Annotated in this window: 13 protein-coding genes and 1 pseudogene; 12 read left to right on the forward strand and 2 right to left on the reverse strand. The window is 62.6% G+C overall.

Annotation, left to right across the window (positions count from 1 at the left end; all coding sequences use genetic code 11):
• Positions 1–47 precede the first annotated feature (47 nt).
• Entirely contained in the window at positions 48–1,019 is a 972-nt protein-coding gene (locus ACR0DA_RS00345) for a LysR family transcriptional regulator (RefSeq protein ID WP_170339623.1), read from the forward strand.
• Positions 1,020–1,033: 14 nt separating this feature from the next.
• Here the strand turns inward: ACR0DA_RS00345 and ACR0DA_RS00350 are convergent, their stop codons facing one another.
• A complete protein-coding gene (locus tag ACR0DA_RS00350) occupies positions 1,034–2,059 on the reverse strand; it encodes a LacI family DNA-binding transcriptional regulator (protein WP_480752548.1) in 1,026 nt (341 codons plus the stop codon).
• A gap of 135 nt (positions 2,060–2,194) precedes the next feature.
• Between ACR0DA_RS00350 and ACR0DA_RS00355 the strand changes: the two genes are divergently transcribed.
• The 11 genes from ACR0DA_RS00355 to ACR0DA_RS00405 all read left to right on the forward strand — a co-directional run bounded on the left by ACR0DA_RS00355 (position 2,195) and on the right by ACR0DA_RS00405 (position 11,199).
• Positions 2,195–2,377 (forward strand): hypothetical protein, encoded by a 183-nt coding sequence (locus tag ACR0DA_RS00355; protein WP_170451146.1) that lies wholly within the window; start codon positions 2,195–2,197, stop codon positions 2,375–2,377.
• Positions 2,378–2,401: 24 nt separating this feature from the next.
• Complete coding sequence (locus ACR0DA_RS00360) at positions 2,402–3,547, forward strand: TRAP transporter substrate-binding protein (protein ID WP_480752549.1); 1,146 nt, start codon at positions 2,402–2,404, stop codon at positions 3,545–3,547.
• A gap of 96 nt (positions 3,548–3,643) precedes the next feature.
• The gene (locus ACR0DA_RS00365; protein ID WP_093964490.1) at positions 3,644–4,156 is read left to right on the forward strand and encodes a TRAP transporter small permease; all 513 of its coding nucleotides are present in this window, start codon (positions 3,644–3,646) and stop codon (positions 4,154–4,156) included.
• Positions 4,157–4,167: 11 nt separating this feature from the next.
• Positions 4,168–5,496, forward strand: coding sequence for a TRAP transporter large permease (locus tag ACR0DA_RS00370; protein WP_170340241.1), 1,329 nt, complete (start codon positions 4,168–4,170; stop codon positions 5,494–5,496).
• Positions 5,497–5,508: 12 nt separating this feature from the next.
• Positions 5,509–6,816, forward strand: a complete 1,308-nt coding sequence (gene hisD, locus ACR0DA_RS00375; protein ID WP_480752550.1) for a histidinol dehydrogenase — start codon at positions 5,509–5,511, stop codon at positions 6,814–6,816.
• Positions 6,809–7,570, forward strand: a complete 762-nt coding sequence (locus ACR0DA_RS00380; protein WP_480752552.1) for an SDR family NAD(P)-dependent oxidoreductase — start codon at positions 6,809–6,811, stop codon at positions 7,568–7,570. The genes hisD and ACR0DA_RS00380 overlap by 8 nt, the downstream gene beginning before the upstream one ends.
• On the forward strand, positions 7,567–8,547 hold the full coding sequence (locus tag ACR0DA_RS00385) for a zinc-dependent alcohol dehydrogenase (protein ID WP_480752553.1): 981 nt from the start codon (positions 7,567–7,569) through the stop codon (positions 8,545–8,547). The genes ACR0DA_RS00380 and ACR0DA_RS00385 overlap by 4 nt, the downstream gene beginning before the upstream one ends.
• A gap of 22 nt (positions 8,548–8,569) precedes the next feature.
• Positions 8,570–8,980, forward strand: coding sequence for a universal stress protein (locus ACR0DA_RS00390; RefSeq protein WP_170340249.1), 411 nt, complete (start codon positions 8,570–8,572; stop codon positions 8,978–8,980).
• Between the two features lie 49 nt (positions 8,981–9,029).
• Complete coding sequence (gene comD, locus ACR0DA_RS00395; protein WP_170339639.1) at positions 9,030–9,536, forward strand: sulfopyruvate decarboxylase subunit alpha; 507 nt, start codon at positions 9,030–9,032, stop codon at positions 9,534–9,536.
• Positions 9,533–10,087: a sulfopyruvate decarboxylase subunit beta gene (gene comE / locus ACR0DA_RS00400; protein WP_170369871.1), complete on the forward strand. Its 555-nt coding sequence runs from the start codon at positions 9,533–9,535 to the stop codon at positions 10,085–10,087. The genes comD and comE overlap by 4 nt, the downstream gene beginning before the upstream one ends.
• A complete protein-coding gene (locus tag ACR0DA_RS00405) occupies positions 10,087–11,199 on the forward strand; it encodes an alpha-hydroxy acid oxidase (protein WP_480752555.1) in 1,113 nt (370 codons plus the stop codon). The genes comE and ACR0DA_RS00405 overlap by 1 nt, the downstream gene beginning before the upstream one ends.
• On the opposite strand, the pseudogene ACR0DA_RS00410 reads toward ACR0DA_RS00405, so the two are convergent.
• Positions 11,196–12,461, reverse strand: a pseudogene (locus ACR0DA_RS00410) (dipeptidase). The gene ACR0DA_RS00405 and the pseudogene ACR0DA_RS00410 sit on opposite strands and share 4 nt — an antisense overlap.
• Positions 12,462–12,464: the final 3 nt, after the last annotated feature.

The following is a 12,464-nucleotide window of genomic DNA, read 5'->3' on the forward strand; positions in this document are numbered from 1 at the left end:
GTTTCGCTAGTTTCGATGAAATCGAAATTGCGGGAGGGTTTTGCCCCGTGTCCAAAACACTGAGCCTGCGCTGGTTGGAAGTGTTTCGCCTGATCGCCAAGTCCGGTTCGATCCAGCAGGTGGCCTCGGAAACGGGTTTGTCGATCAGCACCGTGTCCAACCATCTTCGCAGTCTGGAAGATGCCCTTGGCATCGCATTGGTGGATCACGGCCGTCGTCCGATGAGCCTGACACCGGCTGGCGAGGTATTTTCGCGCTATGTACGCGATGGCCTGACCGTGTTGAAGCGGGGCGAGGCTGAGATCCGGTCTGGCAACTGGCGCCACGCCACTGATCTGCGGCTGGCCCTGGTGGATGATTTCGACAACCAGATCGCGCCTGAATTGATCCGGTTTCTGGCCCATGCGCTGCCGCGCTGCAATTTCCGGCATTTCACACGGCCCAGCCACGAGATCATCGAGAAATTGCAGGAGCACAAGCTGGACGCGGGCGTGGCGACCCGACCGCCGGGCGGCACACAGGGCCTGATCGAATATCCTTTGATGCGCGATCCGTTCATCGTGATCGTGCCCGAAAAGTTCAAGGGCGAGGTGCAGGACCTGTTCTCGCCCCATTCCGACCTGCCGCTGCTGCGGTATTCGCGAGACTACACGATCGGCAAACAGATCGAGATCCAACTGACGCGCAACAAGTACAACCTGCCCAACCGGTTTGAGCTGGAATGCAACCAGTCGATCATGGGGCTGGTCGCCGAAGGCAGCGGATGGGCGATCACCACGGCCGGGTGTTTCCACCGGGCGCATCGCTATCATGACTCGGTTCGGGCAACGCCTTTTCCGGGTCGGAACTTTGTCAGGATCGTTTCTCTGTTCACGACCGAGGTCTATCCGGACACCACTTCTAAACTGATCCACAAGGCCCTCAGCAGCTTGATCCGGCAGTATTTTACCGAACCGATGTGCAAGCGGCATTTGTGGCTGAAGGGTGATTTCCGGACGATGGAAGATCAGGCCGCCTGACCTGGGCACACGGATCACGCCGAGTTGGCCGGACCCAGGGACTGTCGTTCGACGATATGCGTGAACAAGTGTTCACCGGCCGCCGGGGCCCTTTTTTCTACCATTTCGATCAATGCCTTGGCGGCTTTTCTACCCATTTCCCGATGCGGCACGTGCACGGTCGTCAGCGCCGGGCGCAGGATCCGGGCCAGTTCGATGTCATCGAACCCGGTGATCGAGACATCCTGCGGCACTTTCAGCCCCATGTCCTGAGCCCTGAGCAAAGCGCCGGCGGCCAACACATCGTTGCCACACATGACAGCCGTCGGCGGCGCGTCCTGCGACATGAGACGCGCGAAGGCTTCTGCGCCGTTTTCGATCTCGTACGGAGTCTCGATGACCTGAAGCATCTGCGGGTCAAGCCCGTGCTGCCGAACAGCGCCGCGCACCCCGTCCAATCGAAGGCGCGCGCGGTCGTTGCCGTGGGTGATGCCCGATATCACCGCAAGCCGTCTGTGCCCGAGGTCGATGACCCTTTTCGCCAACTCGTACATGGCCGCTTGGTTGTCGAAGCCGATGGAGGGCAGGCGCCCGTCCGGGGAAAATGACCACGCGACCAGCGCCGGAATTTCACGGTGTTCAAGAAATTCGTAGATGCGCGACGCCCGGTCGTGTCCGATCAGCAGCAGGCCATCGGCGCCGCGGGCGACCAGAGTCCGGATCTGCTCTTCTTCGGTTGCCGGTTTGTAGGCCGAACTGGACACCAGTAGCGTATAGCCATGTTGGTGCAGCTCTTCCTGAAAGGCCTGCAAGCCGCGCGCAAAGATGGCGTTCTCCATCGTCGGGATGATCGCGCCGATGGTAAACGTGCGCTTGGCCGCCATGACCCGAGCCGCGAAATTCGGTGTATAGCCCAGGGCCTCGATCGCCGACTGCACGCGTTTGCGGGTCGCTTCGACAACTCGATCCGGAGTGTTGAGGCAACGCGAGACCGTAGCCGTGGAAACGCCCGCCTTTCTGGCAACGTCATCCAGTGTCGGGGCGGGCTTCAGCTTCGACATTTCCAAACCTAATCTTTGCTCTTCGCAATTCTAACCGGATCGGATTGGCAATGAAAGTTGAAATGTAAGCGCTTGCATTTTCCATGTAAGCGCTTACAAATGGCATCAGTGCCGATTCTACCCGGAGTCCCGAACATGTTTCTTGCCGCATCCGCCGTCGTCTTCGTCGTCTATTTCGCGAACGTGGCGCTGGGTGCGTTTGCAGGCCGCGCGTTTCTTGGGGATGTGGGCGAGATGCTGGTTCTGTTCGCGGCGTCGATCCTGTTCGTTGTCGCAATTCTGAAAAAAGAGGCCGCACGCGAGGAGAACGGCGGCTGAATTTTTCCAATGGGAGGGCAATCAATGAACAAAGATCAAATGGAACTGGCGTCAGCTGAACGCCGCAATTTCCTCAAACTCAGTGCCAGCGGCGCGTTCACGGCCGCACTGGTGGCGGGCGCAAGCGGCGTTTTGTGGTCATCCGAGGCCGCGGCGCAGACCGCGAAGGAGGAAAAAGAGCGCGAACAAGCTGCCGAGCATGTGATGACGGTGGCCACGGCCTATGTGCTGGGCGCGTCGCGCAGCTATCCGATCATGCAGTTGGACCTGAAGGAGAACATCCAGAACGCAACCAACGGCAAGGTCTATGTCAAGCTCGCCCCGGGCGGGCAGCTGGGCGCGGGCGGCGCGTTGGTGCAGAAGGTTCAGGGCGGAACCATCCAGGCCGCGCAGCATTCGCTGTCGAACTTCGCACCCTTCGCTTCGACCGTGGACCTGATCAACATGCCGTATCTGTGCGGCTCGAACCAGCGGTTCACCAACCTGGTGCATTCCGACACCTGGAAGAGCGAAGTGCACCCCAAGGTCGAGGCCGCAGGCTTCAAGGCGCTGTTCTATGTCGTGATCGACCCGCGCGTCGTGGCTGTGCGCCAGGGCGGAAATGCCATCATCACCCCTTCGGACATGAGCGGCGTGAAATTCCGCGTGCCCGGGTCCAAGATGCTCCAGCAATACTACCGCATGGCCGGCGCCAACCCGACGCCTGTTGCCTGGGGCGAGACCCCCTCGGCCATCAAGCAGGGCGTGGCGGATGCGCTCGACCCGTCGGTCGGCGCGCTCTATGTGTTTGGCTTCAAGGACATTCTGTCTCACGTCACCTTCACCCAGGCGGTGCCGGACAGCCAAGTCTATTCCTGCAATCTGGAATGGTTCAACTCGATGCCGGCCGACGTGCAAGAGGGCATCATGTGGGGCTCGGAGATGACCAGCCACCAGAACCTTGCCAAGGTCCCCTCGGCCCGCGCCTATGCCATGGCCGAGTTGAACAAGGCCGGAGTCGAGTTCCACTCGCTGACCGACGACCAGCTTGCCGAGTGGCAGGAGGCCGGCGGTTATCAGCGCTCGGAGTGGGACCCCTTCAAGACCGAGCTGGCCGGGTCGATGGATGCCTTCGAAAAGCTGGTCGAAGCGGCCGGTACCCAAGGCAAATACTACGTCCACGACGCCTGATGCGGACCGGGCGGGCGCCGGACGTGTGCCCGCCCTTTCCAGACCTGCGCGGCCTGATCCTTCAGGCCCATCCCCCCAGCCTTGCCGAGGGAAGCGATGTCCTTACTCAAAACCATAGACCGCAACGCCGAACGCTGGCTGCTGCTGGTATTCTACGTGATGCTGGTCATCACGATGGCAATCGAGGTGCTGCGGCGCGAGATCTTCGCCTATTCCTCGATCTGGGGCGAGGAGATCGTCCGCTATTCCTTCATCTATCTGGCCTGGATCGGCGCGGCCGCGGCGGTCAAGGAACGCGCCCATATCCGGATCGACGTCATCATGCATTACCTCGGCCCCCGGCCCAAGGCGGTGCTGTATATCTTCGGTGATCTGGTGATGTTCGCGGTGGCGGTGATCGCGCTCTACTGGTCCTACGAGGCGGTGCATGTCTCGGCCAAGTTCGGGTCGGTCACTGACGGGCTGCGGGTGTCGAAGGTGTGGTTCCTGATGGCGGTGCCTACGGGCTTTGCCCTGATGATCTGGCGCCTGATCCAATCGTTGATGAACGATATCAAAAGTCTTCGTGACGGCACGCCCGTTTTCGAAGGCGACAAGCTGTTTGACTGAGGAGAAACCGAATGCTTTGGAGTTCTCTCAATCAAACGGTCGAACTGGGCTGGGATTTCTACCTGCCCGTGATCCTATTCGTCGGCCTGATCGCGCTGGCGGTTCCGGTCTGGGCCGCGATCGGCTCGGCCGCGATCGTGATGCTGATCATGTCGGGCGACCTGCCGCTGAGCCTTGTGGGCGAAAGCCTGTTCACCGGCATCGACGCCTTTGCCCTGACCGCGGTGCCGCTGTTCATCCTGACCGGTGACGTGCTGGTGCGAACCGGGCTGTCGCGCAAGTTTCTGGACGTGGCCGAGGCGCTGACCTGTTTCGCAAAAGGCGGGTTCGGCTCGGCCACGGTTCTGGTCTGCGGCATGTTCGCGGCCATCTCAGGCTCTGACGCGGCGGGGGCGGCGGCGGTGGGTCGGATGACGATCAACCGACTGGTCGAAAGCGGCTATCCGCGCCCCTATGCCTGTGCGCTGGTGGCGGCGGGGGCCTGTACCGGGATCCTGATCCCGCCCTCGATCGCCTATATCATCATCGGTCTTGTGCTGGGCATCTCGGCCTCGACCCTGTTTCTGGCTGCTCTGATCCCGGGGCTGGCGATCCTGATCTCGATCCTCGTGACCAATATCATCATGAACCGTCTCTACGCCTATGAGGGCGGCGGGATGATGACCATGGGCGAATGGCTGGCCAACCTGGGCAAGGCGCTGAAGTCGGGCTGGTACGCCTTCATCGTGCCGGGCATCATCTTCTATGGCATCTTTTCGGGTCGCCTGACCCCGACCGAGGCCGGCGCGACCGCCGTTGTCGTCACCATCATCATGGGGTTCATCCTGCGCACGCTGACGCTGGCCGACTTCCCGTCGATGCTGGTCAGCTCGGCCAAGGTAAACGGGGTGATCCTGCCCATCATCGCCTTCTCGGCCCCGCTGGCCGAGGCGCTGGCGATCATGGGCGTGCCGCAGGGCTTCGTGGCCTCGGTGACCTCGCTGACCGAGGATCCGTTCCTGCTGATCCTGCTGATGATCGGCATTCTGATCGCGGCCGGTTGCGTCATGGAGACGACACCGAATATCGTCATCCTGGCCCCGATCCTGAAACCGCTGGCGGACAATATCGGCATGAACGAGATCCAGTTCTGCATCATGATGATCACCGCCTTGGGCGTTGGCTTCATCACGCCGCCACTGGGGCTGAACCTGTTCGTGGTTTCGGGGATCACGGGTGAATCCATCCTCAAGATCGCGGCCCGCGCCGTGCCCTTCGTGCTGACCATGCTGATCGTCGTCATCCTGATCGCCTACGTTCCGGCGCTGTCGACCACTTTGCTTCCTGAAATCTACCAATAGGATCTTCTGAACATGTCGCGTGAATACCTCAAGAAGGCCACCCTGACCGCACAATCCCACGCGTCCGAGGTGCATGACACGGTCAAGACCATTCTGGCCGACATCGAGGCCGGCGGCGACGCCAAGGCGCTGGAATACGCGGCCAAATTCGACAAGTTCGAGGGCAATGTGCTGATGACGCCCGCGGAAATCGACGCCGCCTGCGCCCGGGTGCCGGAAAAGCTCAAGGCCGACATCCGCTTTGCCCAGGATAACGTGCGCCGCTTTGCCGAGGCGCAGAAGGCCACCGTGTCGGATGTGCAGCTGGAAATCGTGCCGGGCTTCATCGCGGGGCAGAAGGCCATCCCGGTCGATGCGGCGGGCTGCTATGTGCCCGGCGGGCGGTATAGCCATATCGCCAGCGCCATCATGACCGTGACCACCGCCAAAGTGGCGGGGTGCCGTCACATCACTGCCTGTTCACCGCCCCGCCCGGGCGAGGGCGTGGCCCCGGCGATCGTCTACGCCGCCCATATCAGTGGCGCTGACAGCATCCTGGCCATGGGGGGCGTGCAAGGCGTGGCCGCCATGACCTATGGCTTGTTCGGGCTGCCGCGCGCCAACATCCTTGTAGGGCCGGGCAACCAGTTCGTGGCCGAGGCCAAGCGCATTCTGTACGGCAAGGTCGGCATCGACATGATCGCGGGTCCGACCGACAGCCTGATCCTGGCGGATGCCACGGCCGACCCCTTCGTCGTGGCCACCGACCTGGTCAGCCAGGCCGAGCATGGCTACAACTCGCCCGTCTGGCTGGTGACCGATGACCGCGATTTGGCGACCCGGGTGATGGAGATGGTTCCGACCCTGGTCGCCGATCTGCCTGAGCTGAACCGCGACAACGCCGCCGCCGCCTGGCGCGACTATGCCGAGGTGATCCTGTGCGCGGACCGCGAAGAGATGGCCGCGTGTTCCGACGACTACGCCCCCGAGCATCTGACCGTGCAGGCCGCGGATCTGGATTGGTGGCTGGATAGGCTGACCTGCTATGGCTCGTTGTTCCTGGGCGAAGAAACGACCGTGTCCTATGGCGACAAGGCCACTGGTACGAACCACGTCCTGCCCACCTCGGGCGCGGCCAGTTATACCGGCGGGCTGAGCGTGCACAAATACATGAAGATCGTCACCTGGCAGCGGGCCACGCGCGAGGGCTCGAAACCCATCGCCGAGGCGACCGCGCGGATTTCGCGTCTGGAAGGGATGGAGGGCCACGCCCGCGCGGCCGATGTGCGTCTGGCCAAGTATTTCCCGGACGAAAATTTTGACCTGACCGCAGATGAATGACCCCCTCGACCTGTTCGATCTGACCGGCCGGGTGGCCTGCGTCACGGGCGCCAGTTCGGGGCTGGGCCGGCGCGTTGCGCAGGTGCTGGCGGCTGCAGGCGCGAAGGTGGTGGGCGTTGCCCGCCGGGCCGAGGCACTGGCCGAGTTGCAGGCCAGGATCGGTGCAAGCGCTGCGGTGGTCGCAGGTGACGTGGCCGACCGGGACGGCCTGCCAAGGCTGGTCGAACAAATCTCGGCCCCTTTCGGCGCGCCGGATATCGTGGTTCATGCCGCCGGGGTGAACACGCGACAGGCCGCCGATGATGTCACGCCGGAAGGCTGGGATGCGACGCTGGGCCTGAACCTCGGTGCGCCGTTCTTCCTCAGCCAGGCCATGGTGCCTGCGATGAAGGCGCGTGGTTGGGGCCGGATCGTGAATTTCGCGTCGCTGCAGACGACGCGGGCCTTTCCCGGCGGGATCGCCTATGGGGCCAGCAAGGGCGGGATCGCGCAGCTGACCCGCGCCATGGCCGAGGCCTGGTCGCCCCACGGGATCACCGCCAACGCCATCGGGCCGGGCTTTTTTCCGACCGAGCTGACGCAGGCGGTGTTCAATGACTCCGCCCGCGCGGCCCGCAACGCAGCGCAGACCTGCATAGGTCGCAATGGCCGCATGGAGGACATCGACGGGCCGATCCTTTTCCTGTGCTCGCAGGCATCCGACTATGTCACCGGGCAGATCCTGATGGTTGACGGGGGGTTCACGGCGAAATGAAAGCTCTGGTTTATGAAGGTGTCGAACAGCTGGTCTATCGCGACGTACCGGACGCCGCGCCGCAACCTGGCGAGCACCTGATCCGGGTCGAGGCCGCTGGGATCTGCGGGTCCGACATGCATGCCTACTTGGGCCATGATACGCGCCGCCCGGCGCCTCTGATCCTGGGGCACGAGGCGGCGGGCACAGTGATCGGCGGCCCCAAAGACGGAACGCGGGTCACGATCAATCCGCTTGTAAACTGCGGGCAGTGCACGGCCTGCCAGGCGGGGCGGGAAAACCTGTGCCCCGACCGTCAGATCATCTCGATGCCCCCGCGCGAAGGCGCCTTTGCCCAATATGTTTCGATGCCCTGGGACAACCTGGTGGAGGTGCCGGATCACGTGTCCTTCGCCAAGGCCGCCTTGGCCGAGCCGCTGGCCGTCAGTTGGCATGCCGCGCGCCTTGCGCTCGAGGCGCTGCACCCGGCGATGGAGCGTCGTGCGCTGGTGATCGGGGGTGGGGCGATTGGCCTTGCGGCGGCGCTGGCGCTGCGGGCGATGGATGTCGTGGATGTGACCATCGTCGAACCCAACGACCTGCGGCGTAAGTTCCTGCAAAGGCTGGATTGCGCCAAGGTCGTACCCGAAGCGCAAGGCGAATTCCCGATCGTGGTCGACGCCGTGGGATTTGCCGCCACCCGTGCGGTTGCCTCGGAGCGGGCCCAACCCGGCGGGGTGATCGCGCATGTGGGCCTGGGCGAGGACGCCGGCGGGCTGGACGTGCGACGCATGACCCTGCAAGAGATCACCTTCATCGGAACCTACACCTATACCGCGCAGGATTTCCGTCAGACCGCGCAGGCCATCTTTGACGGCGCTCTGGGCCCTCTGGACTGGATCGAAGAACGCGATCTGGCCGATGGCGCCCGGGCTTTTGCCCAGTTACGCTCGGGTGAGGTCGCGGTTCCGAAAATCGTGCTGTCCCCGTGGGCCTGACTGCCCGGAACTGGAGGTAACCATGTATAAGAAAATTCTTGTCCCCATGGCGCTTGACCACGGCATTTCGCCACAAACGCTCGAGATTGCCCGCGCCTTGGGCGGCGGATCCGCCGAGATCGTGGCGCTGCATGTCTATGAGATGCCGCAGGGCTCGGTCAGCGTCTATCTGGATAAGGATGCCGTGGCCGATGGCTTTGCCCGCGCCCGCGAAGTCCTGATGAACAAGCTGGAAGGCCTTACGGACGTAAAGCCCGAACTGGTCAAAGGCCACACCGCGCGCACGATCATCGACTATGCCAACGACCACGGGTTCGATTGCGTCGTCATCGGCTCGCACCGTCCCGGACTGACCGATTATTTCCTTGGCTCCACCGCGTCGCGCGTGGTGCGGCATGCAAAATGTGCCGTCCACGTCCACCGCAGGGCCTGACCCGTCCATCGCGCCCTCGGCGCCCCAACCCAGGAACAGAAGTTTCGTCATGAACATAGACAAGAAGATCACCGAAGATCTGGTGGCCAACGACATCTCGTTCGTCACCACGGTGCCGTGCAAGCAATTGGCCGGCGTCATCGCCGAGATCGACGCCCACGACTCCATCTACCACATCCCCTCGAACAAAGAGGACGAAGGCATGGGCCTGTGCGCCGGGGCCTGGATGGGCGGCAAGCGCCCCGCGATCATCATGCAGAACACTGCGATCGGGGTCACGATCAACACGCTGGCGACGCTGATTCAGTATTACCGGATGCCGCTGCCGATGCTGATCTCGTACCGGGGCGAACTGCGCGAGCCCATCGCCTGCCAGGTCGAGATGGCCGTTCACACCAAGGCCCTGCTGGCGCAGATGCACATCCCGACCTACCATTTCCACCATCAGGAAGACGTGGCCGAACTGGACGCGATCCTGAAATACACCTTCATGTGCAACAAGCCCGTCGCGATCCTGACCGACGCCAATTTCTGGGGAGGCTATGGCGACCAATGATCCGTTCTGAAATCCTGAAGGAAATCGCCCCGATCCTGCGTGACCAACTGGTCGTGTGCAATATCGGCATCCCCAGCCAGGAACTGCATGCCATCGACGATCAGCCCACCAATTTCTACATGCTGGGCACGATGGGCCTGGCCTCGAGCATCGGTCTGGGGCTGGCGCTGTCCCAGCCGAAACCGGTGATCGTCATCGACGGCGACGGCTCGATCCTGACCAATCTGGGGACGCTGCCGACCATCGCCAACAACGTGGCCGACAACTACATCCTGCTGATCATCGACAACGGCTCGTACGGCTCGACCGGAGATCAGCCGACCTATGCGGGGCAGAAGACCTCGCTGGCCAAGATGGCCGAGGCGGCGGGCTGCGAGCGCGTGATCGAATGCCAGGCCGAAGAGACCGGCCGCGTGCTGCAAGAGGCGCTGGACGCCCGCCAGATGACCATCATTGTCAGCAAATGTGAGAGCGGAAACGCCAAGATGCCGCCGATCACGATGGACCCGGTCGTCATCCGCGACCGCTTCATGAAGGCCGTTCAGGCCTGATGGGCGCAAGCGCCATCCACAGCGCCGAAGATGCCCGCCGGCTGGCCCGGCGGCGTCTGCCGTGGATGGTGTTCGACTATATTGACGGGGCCGCCGGGTCCGAGGCTGGGACCCGGCGCACGCGCGCGGCGCTGGACGCCATGACCCTGCAGCCCCGGATCCTGCGCGATGTCAGTAGCCGGTCACTGGCAACCCGCGTATTCGGGCAACCAGCCGACAGGCCCTTCGGCATCGCGCCAATGGGCATGTGCAACCTGTCAGCTCCGGGCGCCGACCTGATGCTGGCGCGGCTGGCGGCGCAATACGGGGTGCCGCTGGGCGTTTCCACGGTGGCCTCGACACCGATGGAGGCGCTGATCGAAGAGGCCCGGGGCCATGCCTGGTTTCAGCTGTATTTCAGCGGCGATGGCAACGGCACGTTCAAGCTGGTCGATCGGGCAAGGGCCGCGGGCTACAAGACTCTGATCCTGACGGTTGACGTGCCCGAAGTCGGCCGCCGCCCGCGCGAACTGCGCCACGGCTTCCGCATGCCGTTCCGGGTCGGGCCGTGGCAGTTTCTGGATTTCGCGCTGCACCCGCGCTGGTCGATCTCGACCTTGCTGAAGGGCAAACCGCAGATGGCGAATTTCCTGATGGAGGGGTTCGCGTTCGACCGCACCGAAAGCCGTGCAATGGCCGATTGGGACACGTTGGCAAGGTTGCGCGACCGGTGGCCGGGCAAGCTGGTGGTCAAGGGCGTGCTGCACGTCGAAGACGCGGTTGCACTGAAGGCTGCCGGAGTCGACGCCATCCAGGTCTCGAGCCACGGCGCCCGCCAGTTGGAGAGCGCGCCCGCGCCGATCTCGGTCCTGCCGCAGATCCGCGCTGCGGTCGGCGACAACTATCCGCTGTTTTATGACAGTGGACTGCGGTCCGGCGAAGATGCGCTCAAGGCGCTCATGGCTGGTGCCGATTTCCTGTTCTTCGGGCGGATCCTGCAATTCGCCGTCGCGGCGGGCGGCGAGGCCGGTTTGCACCGGTTGTGGGCGGTGCTGTCCGAAGAGATGGACATCGCCATGGCCCAGATCGGTGTCAGCACCTTGTCAGAGATTCAACGACCGGACGGGGACTAGCGCGAGTGGAACAGGTTCTGGAACTCCTGCCTCATCCGCAGGCGTTCAGGGTATTCCTGCAAGAACCGTTCAGGCGGCTTGCCCTCCCAGACCTGGGCATAGACGCGCATTTTGTTGCCGCCGTAGATTTTGGCGAGGTCCTCGTTTGAATAGCCCCGCGCCCATAGATCGTCGGTTATCGCGGCAAGGATCTTGGCCAATTCACCATTCCCGGTTGCACCTTTGTTGAACGCGTCAATCATGTAGCCACCGTCGTCATACATGCTGGCATTCGCGGTCGCGAACTGAACGACAAGTTCGGTTGAAAACATGTCGTCCGTCGCGATCCCGACATGGTCGACGCCGACAAGTTGGACATAATAGTCGATCATATCGGCGGCTTGCTTGGGTGAGATGTCTTCGGGCCATACCCCGTCCATCATCCATTCTGTGAATGTGGGCGATATGTATCCTCCGGACTTGGCGGCGCGCAGTGCCTCGTCGTCCGGGATGGCTCGGTAACAGCCCTTGGTCGTGGCATTGGGCTCATTCGCGTAGAGCCCCGCCGGAACCGAGTGGGTGTAGACATAGGGCACGCCTGGATAGTTTTCATCCATGTAGTCCATCGCGTCGTTGGCCGTTTTCGACCCGGTGTGGCTAAGGTCCAGCAGGATGCCAAAGCGCACCATCTCATCGATCACGGATTTGCCCCATGGGGTCAGACCGATGTCCCGTCCGTTGTAAGCTGCCAACTGCCCTGAACCGGTTCGGAAAATGTCGTTGTAGGCCAGGATCATGCTTTTGATGCCCATGTCCTTGAGCAGGGCCATCTTCTTGAGGTCGCCATCCAGAACCGTTGCCGTTTGGCTGTTTCAGATCACAGCCGTCTTGCCCTGAGCATGCGCGGCCTCGATATCGCGTGTTTCATTCACGATCAGATAATTCTCGGGCTGCTGCGCCATGGCGGCGCGGAAATGATAGTGCTGTTCAAGCAACGTGTCGAACGACATGTCAGCGGCGGCCAATGTCATTTCATGGCCGGTGATGCCGTTGTCCCGGGCGCGTTGGAAGTAGGTGTGCAGTTGTTCGTCTTCGGTCCAGCCGGTTCCGTAGGGGCTGGCCAGCATGCCCAGTACGATCGTGTCCTGCACGAACTGCCTGGCTTCGTCCGATGCGTCCCAGGTCTTGCTCTCTTCGCTGGCGTGAAGGGGTGCGGCGATTGTCAGGACAGTTGCGGCTGCAGTCATCAGTGGCTTCATCGAGTGTCCTTCCATGGGTTGCATTGC

The organism is Ruegeria sp. CI8 (assembly GCF_056536865.1).

Excerpts from the sequence above, each read along its gene's own strand:
- ACR0DA_RS00350 (WP_480752548.1), bottom strand. The coding sequence starts at position 2,059 with ATGTCGAAGCTGAAGCCCGCCCCGACACTGGATGACGTTGCCAGAAAG.
- ACR0DA_RS00355 (WP_170451146.1), top strand. The coding sequence starts at position 2,195 with ATGTTTCTTGCCGCATCCGCCGTCGTCTTCGTCGTCTATTTCGCGAAC.
- ACR0DA_RS00360 (WP_480752549.1), top strand. The coding sequence starts at position 2,402 with ATGAACAAAGATCAAATGGAACTGGCGTCAGCTGAACGCCGCAATTTC.
- ACR0DA_RS00365 (WP_093964490.1), top strand. The coding sequence starts at position 3,644 with ATGTCCTTACTCAAAACCATAGACCGCAACGCCGAACGCTGGCTGCTG.
- ACR0DA_RS00370 (WP_170340241.1), top strand. The coding sequence starts at position 4,168 with ATGCTTTGGAGTTCTCTCAATCAAACGGTCGAACTGGGCTGGGATTTC.
- hisD (WP_480752550.1), top strand. The coding sequence starts at position 5,509 with ATGTCGCGTGAATACCTCAAGAAGGCCACCCTGACCGCACAATCCCAC.
- ACR0DA_RS00380 (WP_480752552.1), top strand. The coding sequence starts at position 6,809 with ATGAATGACCCCCTCGACCTGTTCGATCTGACCGGCCGGGTGGCCTGC.
- ACR0DA_RS00385 (WP_480752553.1), top strand. The coding sequence starts at position 7,567 with ATGAAAGCTCTGGTTTATGAAGGTGTCGAACAGCTGGTCTATCGCGAC.
- ACR0DA_RS00390 (WP_170340249.1), top strand. The coding sequence starts at position 8,570 with ATGTATAAGAAAATTCTTGTCCCCATGGCGCTTGACCACGGCATTTCG.
- comD (WP_170339639.1), top strand. The coding sequence starts at position 9,030 with ATGAACATAGACAAGAAGATCACCGAAGATCTGGTGGCCAACGACATC.
- comE (WP_170369871.1), top strand. The coding sequence starts at position 9,533 with ATGATCCGTTCTGAAATCCTGAAGGAAATCGCCCCGATCCTGCGTGAC.
- ACR0DA_RS00405 (WP_480752555.1), top strand. The coding sequence starts at position 10,087 with ATGGGCGCAAGCGCCATCCACAGCGCCGAAGATGCCCGCCGGCTGGCC.